The organism is Parapedobacter lycopersici (genome assembly GCF_040395035.1).
Taxonomy (GTDB): Bacteria; Bacteroidota; Bacteroidia; order Sphingobacteriales; family Sphingobacteriaceae; genus Parapedobacter; species Parapedobacter lycopersici_A.
This window is the reverse complement of record NZ_JBEBRB010000083.1, coordinates 1-10,285: the sequence shown is the minus strand read 5'-3', so window position 1 is coordinate 10,285 and position 10,285 is coordinate 1. Positions and strand designations below refer to the sequence as shown.

General features: G+C 52.2%; 9 protein-coding genes. 3 read left to right on the top strand and 6 right to left on the bottom strand.

Annotated elements, in window-relative coordinates; all coding sequences use genetic code 11:
* The 3 genes from ABWO75_RS12305 to ABWO75_RS12295 form a co-directional block, all read left to right on the top strand.
* Positions 1-1,571: xylulokinase (locus tag ABWO75_RS12305; RefSeq protein ID WP_353185958.1), on the top strand; the 1,571-nt coding region annotated here is incomplete at its 5' end.
* A gap of 49 nt (positions 1,572-1,620) precedes the next feature.
* On the top strand, positions 1,621-2,952 hold the full coding sequence (xylA, locus tag ABWO75_RS12300) for a xylose isomerase (protein ID WP_353185956.1): 1,332 nt from the start codon (positions 1,621-1,623) through the stop codon (positions 2,950-2,952).
* A gap of 147 nt (positions 2,953-3,099) precedes the next feature.
* Entirely contained in the window at positions 3,100-3,672 is a 573-nt protein-coding gene (locus ABWO75_RS12295; RefSeq protein ID WP_353185954.1) for a HEAT-like fold family protein, read from the top strand.
* Here the strand turns inward: ABWO75_RS12295 and ABWO75_RS12290 are convergent.
* The 6 genes from ABWO75_RS12290 to ABWO75_RS12265 form a co-directional block, all read right to left on the bottom strand.
* Positions 3,656-4,393, bottom strand: coding sequence for a putative outer membrane beta-barrel protein (locus ABWO75_RS12290; RefSeq protein ID WP_353185952.1), 738 nt, complete (start codon positions 4,391-4,393; stop codon positions 3,656-3,658). The genes ABWO75_RS12295 and ABWO75_RS12290 overlap by 17 nt on opposite strands.
* Before the next feature lie 22 nt (positions 4,394-4,415).
* Positions 4,416-5,438 carry a Holliday junction branch migration DNA helicase RuvB gene (ruvB, locus tag ABWO75_RS12285; protein ID WP_257658887.1) on the bottom strand — a complete coding sequence of 341 codons (1,023 nt, stop codon included), beginning with the start codon at positions 5,436-5,438 and terminating at the stop codon, positions 4,416-4,418.
* Between the two features lie 208 nt (positions 5,439-5,646).
* Positions 5,647-6,378, bottom strand: coding sequence for a polyprenol monophosphomannose synthase (locus tag ABWO75_RS12280; protein ID WP_353185949.1), 732 nt, complete (start codon positions 6,376-6,378; stop codon positions 5,647-5,649).
* A 40-nt stretch (positions 6,379-6,418) separates the two neighbouring features.
* Positions 6,419-8,023, bottom strand: a complete 1,605-nt coding sequence (locus tag ABWO75_RS12275) for a peptide MFS transporter (RefSeq protein ID WP_353185947.1) — start codon at positions 8,021-8,023, stop codon at positions 6,419-6,421.
* A 182-nt stretch (positions 8,024-8,205) separates the two neighbouring features.
* Positions 8,206-9,105, bottom strand: a complete 900-nt coding sequence (locus ABWO75_RS12270; protein ID WP_353185945.1) for a hypothetical protein — start codon at positions 9,103-9,105, stop codon at positions 8,206-8,208.
* A 134-nt stretch (positions 9,106-9,239) separates the two neighbouring features.
* Positions 9,240-10,285 (bottom strand): acetyl-CoA C-acyltransferase (locus ABWO75_RS12265; protein ID WP_353185943.1); only part of this gene is annotated, 1,046 nt, incomplete at its 5' end.

Genomic DNA, 10,285 nt, shown 5'->3' with positions numbered 1-10,285 from the left:
TTGAAAAAGGAAAGGAATGCGCTACCTTTATGCCAACGTTAGCATTACGGCACTGCACGGAATTAACCATGTTATTACTAGGCATTGATATAGGCACTTCTTCCATCAAAGTTTCCGTGGTCGATGCGGATACCCGACGCTGTGTTGCTGCGGTACGTTACCCCGGTGATCGTGAAAATGACATCCTCGCCCCCTTTCCGGGTTGGGCTGAACAATCCCCCGACCTTTGGTGGGAACAGGTCCAGCTGGCCATCCGTCAGCTCACCGCTACCGGTTCGTTTGATGCACAGGCTATTGCAGCCATCGGCATCGCCTATCAGATGCATGGGCTGGTCGTGATCGACCGGAACGGGAACGCGCTCCGCGATTCGATCATCTGGTGCGACAGCCGTGCCGTTGCCATTGGCGAACAGGCTTTTTCAGCTATCGGCAAGCAACACGCATTGACTCATTTACTGAATTCACCCGGCAATTTCACAGCGGCCAAATGGGCTTGGGTAAAAGCCAATGAACCCGATATTTACCGAAAGGCCCACCAGATTATGCTTCCGGGCGACTATATTGCACTGCAATTAACGGGCAGCGCAACCACCACTATTTCTGCTCTTTCCGAGGGCATATTCTGGGATTTTAAAGCCAACAGCATCTCGCGGGACATCGTCAGTCACTTCGGGTTTGATGAGGCGGTATTTCCGGACATCGTACCCGTATTTGGCATACATGGCACGCTTCGGCATGACGTGGCCGCTGAACTGGGACTGCCACCGGATATTCCGGTTAGTTATAAGGCGGGCGACCAGCCCAATAATGCATTGTCGCTCCATGTGCTGCGGGCGGGCGAAGTGGCCGCTACGGCAGGTACTTCAGGTGTGATTTACGCGGTGAGCGACCAGCTGGTTTACGATCCGGAATCCCGGGTTAACACCTTTGCACATGTGAATTATATGCCCGAAGACCCACGAACCGGGATCCTGCTTTGCATCAACGGAACGGGCATCCTGAACCGCTGGGTGAAGTCACAGCTGGGTGCCGGAATGGACTACGACCGGATGAATGCGCTGGCCAGCACGATAGACCCGGGAAGCAATGGCCTGCATATCCTTCCTTTTGGCAATGGTGCTGAACGGATGCTTCACAACCGGATACCGGGCGCGGCATTTCTCGGAATCGACCTGAATACACATGGTCAGGCCCACGTATTCCGGGCGGCCCAAGAGGGTATTGCCTATGCGTTCCGCTATGGCCTGGATGTACTCCGTGAAAACGGATTATCACCTGCAGTAATCCGGGCAGGCAGGTCCAACCTGTTCCTCAGTGATCTGCTGACCACCATTTTCGTCGACGTCACGCAAACCGCTGTGGAATTATATGACAATGACGGCAGTGTAGGAGCCGCGCTTGGTGCCGGCATTGGAGCAGGTATCTTTACCTCCCCAGATGATGCATTCGAGGGAATCAAACCGCTGAAAACGGTGGAACCAACTCAAGATAGGACGTATGAGTCACTATACGAGGAATGGAAACAGCTCCTGGACGACCGACTCAGCAATTTATCAATCCCAACCTCATAAATCCAATTGGCAAAATAATTCACTCATTACAGACATACATTAAACAGCTATGGCAAGCACGTTGATCGGAAACCGGGAATACTTTAAAGGAATAGGAAAAATAGCTTACGAAGGGCCCGAATCGGATAATCCACTATCGTATCGCTGGTACGATGCCCGGAAAGTTGTGGCCGGGAAAACACTGGAAGAACACCTGCGGTTCGCCGTTGCCTACTGGCATTCATTCAATGGCAATGGCAGTGATCCGTTTGGCGGGCCTTCGCTGTATTTCCCGTGGGACGAACACACCGACGTCATCCAACGGGCGAAGGACAAAATGGATGCAGCTTTTGAATTCATCACCAAAATGGGCTTACCCTATTACTGCTTCCACGATGTGGACCTCGTTGATTATGGCGACGACATTGCCGAGAACGAACGACGACTGCAGACATTGGTAGCATATGCCGGGGAAAAGCAGGCGGCGAGCGGCGTCAAGCTGCTCTGGGGAACCGCCAACCTGTTTTCCCATAAACGCTACATGAACGGCGCGGCAACCAATCCTGATTTCGCTGTGGTCGCGCATGCCGGTGCGCAGATTAAGGCGGCCCTGGATGCCACCATTGCACTTGGCGGTGAGAACTACGTCTTCTGGGGCGGGCGCGAAGGGTATATGACGCTGCTGAACACCAACATGAAGCGGGAACAGGAACATCTTGCGCGGATGCTGCACATGGCCAGGGATTATGCCCGGGCACAGGGATTTACCGGCACCTTCCTGATTGAGCCCAAGCCATGCGAACCCACTAAACACCAGTACGATTACGATGCAGCTACCGTCATTGGCTTCCTGCGGCAATACGGCCTGCTCGATGATTTCAAGCTGAACCTTGAAGTAAACCATGCGACGCTGGCGGGACACACGTTCCAGCATGAGTTACAGGTTGCGGCTGACGCTGGATTACTCGGTTCCATGGATGCCAACCGTGGGGATTATCAGAACGGCTGGGATACGGACCAGTTTCCCACAAACATCAATGAACTGACCGAATGCATGCTCATTATTCTCGAAGCTGGCGGATTTGCCGGCGGGGGTATCAATTTCGACGCCAAGGTACGCCGGAATTCCACGGATCGGGCCGACCTGTTCCATGCGCATATCGGCGGCGTGGATACGTTTGCCCGGGCACTCATCACGGCTGACCGCATCCTGCAGGAATCCGACTACTTAAAAATCCGCACCGAACGCTATGCTTCATTTGATGGGGGCCGCGGAAAGGCTTTCGAACAAGGTGAGCTTCGCCTGACCGACCTCCGTGACCTGGCAGCAGCTTCCGGGGAACCGGAAACGATCAGCGGTAAACAGGAGTTACTCGAAAACCTGATCAACCGCTTCATTTAGCGGGGAAACTGTTATCAGGCACACCCTTTCATACAGCCCTATGGATGCGATTCCAGAAAAAAAAGAATCCAACCATGGGGCATTGTTTTATCCGTACTTTTGTTTGGCGGTAAGGCCGGCCGTACCAGCTATTTGCGCCTTCGGAACATGGAAGAAAACGAACTTATCAAACGATTATCGGGTGTAATTACTAAACACTACCTTCCGGAACTGGTGGCGTTGGGGGAAACCGGCACCCTTTCCGCTGCTACACTGCACCGGCTGTGCTATACCCAGGCGCGCGGCCCGGTGGCTTTCCGTGCGGCCTGGGTGCTGGAATACATCGCCACACGTGCCCCCCAACGGTTTCTTCCCGTTTTTACCGAGTTTATGACTCGATTACCAGGCCAGCAAAATCCCAGCTGCCAGCGCCATTTCACCAAGATACTGATGGTCATTACCGGACCAAAAGCACCTCCAGCCTATCAGGAGGCTTATGCGGCAGCTGATAGGGAGCAATTGGTAGAAACCGTTTTCGGATGGCTGATTAATCCGCAGACCCCCGTGGCTGTACAGGTCAATTGCATGGATATCCTTTTTAACCTCACCGCTGAATTCGGATGGATTGGCGAAGAGTTGCAAAACCAGGTGGAGTTTTTATTACGCGACGGATCAGCGGCATTGCAAAGCCGGGGAAAGAAGATAATCGGGAAGCTGAAAAAACTTAAAACCGCAGGTTAACACCCAAAGACAGGAATCCATAGGTGTCGTTCTTGGTATTATTAGCCGGGGACTCACCGCTATAGCCATCCAGTTCGTCATCAAACGCAAAATTCAGCTGCGCATTAACCACCAGATTCCACACGTACGAGTCGAGCAGGTTGGGTTTTAAGTTATGGAGCGGTAATTCGATTCCCACATTGGCATTGGCTAGGTAATTCAGCCCGTGATTTTTCCCGGAGAATTCCGGAAACGCCCGGCCATCTACATCCTGAACCCGCCGTACGTTCCATTGCAAACTATATAGCGCGCCAATACCCGCTCCGATATAGGCGCTGCTCAGCGCGCGCTTTCCCCATGAGTTACGGTATTCAATGCGGCGCAGGTGGTCATCCTGCAAAAATTTGACCGGCTGGAACTGAAAGCCCAGCGTTGCAGCATGGTAAAAATTGAGGCTCCGGCGCGTCAATCCCCGCTCCGGCTCATCATCAACACCGCGTAACAATCCTTCCTGCAGCTCCAGTCCGACGCTCAGTCCATGCCGAAGGAAATAATTTCCCCGCAAATACCCTCCTGGACCAACCTGTGCCTGATCCAGGTCGCTGTACAGCTGGGTTGCGCCGATCCCGGCAGTTACCGAATAACGAAAATAAGGGATAGGTGATTCCTGCTCGGATTGGGCCATTAGCGACACCGGTATTAACAACGCCAGTATCAGCCCCGGTAAATAACGTCTTTGCATACGAATATGATATATTTTCTGACTAAAACAGTGTATTTCCCTTGGTATAATTGTTTTTCCCCAGGTGCCGGTACGCCAGTTCAGTACATTCCCTCCCGCGTGATGTCCGCATCAAATAGCCTTCCTGGATTAGGAACGGCTCGTAAACTTCTTCGATGGTACCCTCGTCCTCCCCCACCGCGGTAGCGATGGTCTTCAGTCCGACCGGCCCACCCTTAAATTTGTCGATGATCGTCAGCAATATCCGGTTGTCCATCTCATCCAGGCCATGCTCGTCTACATTCAACGCATTCAAAGCATACTGTGCAATCGCCGTATCAATATTGCCATTCCCCTTAATCTGGGCAAAATCCCGAGTACGGCGAAGCAGCGCATTCGCAATCCGCGGCGTTCCCCTGCTGCGGCGCGCAATTTCAAAAGCCCCATCGTCGGTAATTGGCGTACGAAGGATATCGGCCGACCGGAGTACGATGGTGGTAAGCAGTTTCGCGTCGTAATACTGCAGCCGCGCATTGATGCCGAACCGGGCCCTGAGCGGTGCCGTGAGCAGGCCGGAACGGGTAGTGGCCCCCACCAGGGTAAACGGGTTCAGCGTGATCTGTACCGACCGCGCATTAGGCCCCGTTTCCAGCATAATGTCAATCTTAAAGTCCTCCATCGCCGAATAGAGGTATTCCTCAACCAGCGGGCTCAGTCGGTGGATCTCGTCGATAAACAGGATATCACCTTCTTCCAAGTTCGTAAGGAGTCCGGCCAGATCACCGGGCTTGTCCAGCACAGGGCCGGATGTGATTTTGATGCCCACGCCCATTTCGTTGGCAATGATGTGCGAAAGTGTTGTTTTCCCCAGTCCCGGCGGGCCATGCAACAGCACATGATCCAATGCTTCGCCGCGTAACTTTGCCGCCTGCACAAACACCCTGAGGTTATCCAGAATCTTCTGTTGCCCCGTAAAATCGGCAAAAGCCTGTGGGCGCAACACCTTTTCCAGCTCCCGCTCGGTATTTGACATTCTATTCGGATCCGGATCTAAATGCTCGTTCATTTTTTAGTTATCAGCTACCGGGCCTTTAGCAATCACCAGGCCATCAACTTGATACGATTTATGCTTATGTTACGTTGCGCGACCAGCTATTGGCATCCATGGCCGCCCTTCGTTTCGTTAACCCCAATCTGCCCCCGTCATCCTCCGCTTGCCGGCGTACCCTTCTACAGGTTATTACTACCGATCAGCTTCAGATCACCGGTACCCCTCAGTGTTCACGCTGGTATTTTCTGAACCAGCTGCTTATCTTCATCTGGATGACCCCAAAAAAAGCTTCCCTAAAAATATGGGTACTCATTTTGGAGGTTCCCTCCGTCCGGTCAGTAAAGATAATTGGTATTTCCACTACCCGAAAGCCATATTTAACGGCAGTAAATTTCATCTCGATCTGAAACGCATAGCCAACAAACCGGATCTTATCCAAAGGAACGGTTTCCAGCACCTGCCGTCGGTAACCCACGAAGCCCGCCGTCGTATCTTGCACACCTATGCCAGTAATCCAACGAACATAAGCCGAAGCGAAGTACGACATCAGCACCCGACTCATTGGCCAGTTGACCACATTAACGCCCTTGATGTAGCGCGACCCAATGGCCATATCGGCCGTTAGGCAGGCTTCCCGCAGGCGGGGTAAGTCTTCCGGATTGTGGGAAAAGTCGGCGTCCATTTCAAAAATGTAGGCATATGGACGGGCAATGCACCATTGAAAGCCATAGATATACGCCGTTCCCAATCCCGATTTCCCTGCACGTTCCTCTAAAAACAGACGGTCGGCAAATTCCGTCTGTAACCGTTTGACAATGGCGCCCGTACCATCAGGGGAGCTGTCGTCAACCACCAGCACATGAAAAGGAACCGTAAGTGAAAACACCTTCCGGATAATCTTTTCGATATTTTCCTTTTCGTTGTATGTAGGGATAATGACGATGCTATCTGACACTGACTGGCAAAATTTATCTGGTAAAGGTAAGGAATATTACTTAATGAATACCATGCATCATCCGCTTCAGCAGCGGTGAAAATGCAATCAATATCAGTCCCGCAATTCCGGGCAATACCGCAAAAATCAGGAAGAAGGCAGACATCGAATACGTTTCGCTGATCCGGTCGATTAAACTGCCGGACATGCCGGCCAGCCAGTTGGCGATTGCCGAACAGAGGAACCAAAATCCAAAAATCAGCCCGACGAATTTCTTGGGTGATAGTTTGCTCATGTAGGAAAGCCCCACCGGCGAAACACACAGCTCACCGGATGTATGGAAGAAATACGCCAGCACCAGCCAGATCATGCTTACCTGTGCCGTGGCGGCACCCTGGGGAATATTCCGACTGCCATAGGCCAGTGCAGCAAAACCGATACCGAGGAGAATAAGCCCCAGCGCAAACTTAATGGGGCCACTGGGATTGAACACCCGCTCCCAGATTCGGCTGAAGAGCGAAGCCAGGGTGATAATAAAAAAGGAATTGAGAATCTGAAACCAGGAAGCAGCTACTTCTGTTTCCAATGCGGAAAACTCACGGTTGATCTTCCAGATTCCCAGCCCCCAAATAATCAGGAAACTAAGCGCTGTAAAAAAAATAGACACCGGGTATTCCCTGAAAATTTTCCGCGCCAATGAAATCAGCACCCAGGATACAATGACCAGCGGGAAGAGGGTCAAAATCGCATCCACCCATTTAAAAGTTGTAGCAGCATTTCCTTCCAATATCCGCTGCGTATAGTCGCGTGCAAAAATACTCATCGATCCGCCCGCTTGTTCGAACGCCATCCAAAAGAAAATACTGGAAAGGGAAAGCACTACAATGACGATAATACGGTCGCGCACCACGTGCGATGATTTTTCCTCTTCAGCAATTTCCGAAGCCCCCTGTTTCGTGCTGGCCGTTGCCCCCTCGCGCAACTGTGTCTCTTTCGGTGATTCTCCCAATACCCCAAAAATGCGTTGCGCAAAGTAGAACTGCAGCATGCCAAAAAACATGAACACGCCCGCCAGACCAAAGCCATAATGCCAACCGATCCTTTCACCGATATAACCACAGAGCAGCATGCCGAGGAATGCTCCCGCGTTTATGCCCATATAAAAAATCGTATAGGCAGAGTCTTTTTTCTTGCTATTGTCGGGGTACAATTGGCCCACTATGGATGAAATATTCGGTTTAAACAGGCCGTTACCCAGAATCATCAGGCCCAAGCCAAGGTAAAAAAAGTTGCTGCCTACACCCTCAAGAGCCATCGCTGCATGGCCCAGGGTCATAATGAATGCGCCCCAGATCACGGCTTTGCGATAGCCCATGATCCGGTCGGCGATCATGCCCCCGATCAGCGGGGTGAGATACACCAGTCCGGTATACCAGCCATACAACTGCATGGCGTCTTCGCGTGACCAGGCCCAGCCGCCATCCAGCAATTCCGTGACCAGAAAAAGGGTGAGCAGGGCACGCATGCCGTAGTAGCTGAACCGCTCCCACATTTCGGTAAAAAAAAGCACAAACAGCCCTACCGGGTGTTGAAATACTGTTTTTGTATTCACCTCATATTTAACCAGGTGATCTTTTAGTTGTTGATCTTCGTGTGATACTTGCATATCCGCTTTGTTGCGTGAAAGAATACGGGTTGATTATGTTTTATCTTCATAAACCATTCAAAATCAGACAAAAAACCGATACTGTATAACGTCTGATCGTTGGGTCGGTAGTTGCAAATAAAATAAACTTTTTGGGAATTTTCCGAAAGTTAACTAAAATAATTACCCTAGCGAGCCGGTATTCATTTTTCGGGGAAACCACTCTTTGGGTGGGTCGAAGGCTTCATCGGATCGTTGTAAAACGCGTCATTTCCGTCCGGTGCATTGGTGAATTCCACATCCGGAGACAATACCAGCCGCCCATTAGCCAGCTCCCAGGCATCGTAGGTCATATCCGGCCCATATTGCGCATAATTATCCGGATCCCGTGGATCTGCCGGTGCGAGGTGATCCAGCAGGATGCGCTGTTGCGCAGGGTGATAATCCAGGTACATACTGGCCTGCCGGTTAAACCGGTAGATGATGCGGGTGTGCCGGTCGCCTTCACCGCCACTGAAAACCGTGCCGCCCAATTGGACACCGCCACCCGAAAACCGGAGCACTTCCATCACCTTCTGGGTGACCTCCGGTGTATGCCCCTTCCATCCCAACAGCACGTAGTCGCCACCTAGGGGAATGATCCGATAATATTGCGCGCCATACCAGTCCGCCGCCGAAGTAACCGCTGTTTCCGGTGTGTCAATTTCATAGGTTTTATCCAGGAGCGGAATCATCCGAAGGTTGCCATCGGGGGTATTCAGCTGAATGGTGCCGTAATAAAGGTAAGACCCATCGTTCAACGGGAGGTGCCAGGTAAATATGCGAAACCGGTCGTCCGGCGACCGCAGTAGCGACACCATATTCAGCGAATCAAACGGGAAGTCATACGAATGCGGGGTTCGCAGTGCCGAAACCAATGTTTTAACAAAGGTAAAATTAGCCTGTAACCGTTCCGGTTCACTGGGGTTGTTATACATGGTCCGGCCAAGTCCCACCAGGCTGTCCTGCAGCGCAAGGATCCGGCTGTGGTCGTTTGTCTGGGCATAGATTACCGACCATCCCAATCCGGCCCAGGTAATAAAAAAAAAGAAAAATTTTGTCATTTTCATCCGTTATTGGCTACCAGCCGTGAGGCACTGGCTATCGGGCCTTGGCCATCAGTCATCAACGATTTGGTTTTACCCTTTAGAAGTTATAGCGCTTCACCGGTCCCCTTCTCACAAATCACCTACCACCCTTACAGCGCATCCGTCATCCGTTCCACCACCAGCGCGCTCGCTCCCCCGCCCCCGTTGCAGATGCCTGCTACGCCGATACGCCCATCATATTCAGCCAGTACCGAAAGTAACGTAACCACAATACGCGCACCTGAAGCGCCCAGTGGATGACCGAGCGACACTGCACCGCCATGTACGTTTACCCGGTCGGGGGAAAGGCCCAGCAATTGGTTGTTGGCAATTGCAACAACTGAAAAAGCCTCGTTGATTTCATAGAAATCCACGGTATCTGCTGCAATCCCGGCCTGCTGCAGTACACGCGGGATTGCTTTTGCCGGTGCAGTTGTAAACCGTTCAGGTTCCTGCTGACTGTCAGCATAACCCAGAATGCATGCCAAGGGAGTCAGTCCCAACGCCCTGACCCTGGATTCACTGACCAGCACCAACGCCGCCGCACCATCATTGAGTGTTGAAGCATTGGCGGCCGTTACGGTACCTCCGGACTGAAAAACCGGCTTCAGACCGGGGATTTTTTCAAAATTAACCACAGCTACCTCTTCATCGTCCTCCACCAGTCGTTCGTCGCCCTTTCGGCCCTTCACCAAAACGGGTACGATCTCCCGTCTGAATTTCCCTGATTGCTGGGCAGCCTGCGCACGCCGGTAAGATGTTATTGCATACGCATCCTGTTCTTCCCTGCTGATATTGCATTCCACGGCGCAGCGTTCAGCGGCAACACCCATATGGAAATCATTGTACACATCCCACAGCCCATCCTTCACCAAGCCATCGATCACCTCACCGTTTCCCAGCCGGTACCCCTGCCGTGCGTGGTCGAGGTAGTACGGCACGTTGCTCATGCTTTCCATGCCGCCTGCTACCACAATGTCATTCAGTCCCAGGGCTATGCTCTGCGCGGCCAGCATGATGGCTTTGGCACCCGATGCGCAAACCTTGTTTATGGTGGTCCCCGGAATATCCGGCAATCCAGCCAATTTGGCCGCCTGCGTAGCCGGCGCCTGGCCCAGGTTGGCCGACAACACATTACCCATATACACCTCTTCTA

What these genes read in the sequence shown, in the direction of transcription:
- xylA (WP_353185956.1), top strand. Translation starts at nt 1,621, where the DNA reads ATGGCAAGCACGTTGATCGGAAACCGGGAATACTTTAAAGGAATAGGA.
- ABWO75_RS12295 (WP_353185954.1), top strand. Translation starts at nt 3,100, where the DNA reads ATGGAAGAAAACGAACTTATCAAACGATTATCGGGTGTAATTACTAAA.
- ABWO75_RS12290 (WP_353185952.1), bottom strand. Translation starts at nt 4,393, where the DNA reads ATGCAAAGACGTTATTTACCGGGGCTGATACTGGCGTTGTTAATACCG.
- ruvB (WP_257658887.1), bottom strand. Translation starts at nt 5,438, where the DNA reads ATGAACGAGCATTTAGATCCGGATCCGAATAGAATGTCAAATACCGAG.
- ABWO75_RS12275 (WP_353185947.1), bottom strand. Translation starts at nt 8,023, where the DNA reads ATGCAAGTATCACACGAAGATCAACAACTAAAAGATCACCTGGTTAAA.
- ABWO75_RS12270 (WP_353185945.1), bottom strand. Translation starts at nt 9,105, where the DNA reads ATGACAAAATTTTTCTTTTTTTTTATTACCTGGGCCGGATTGGGATGG.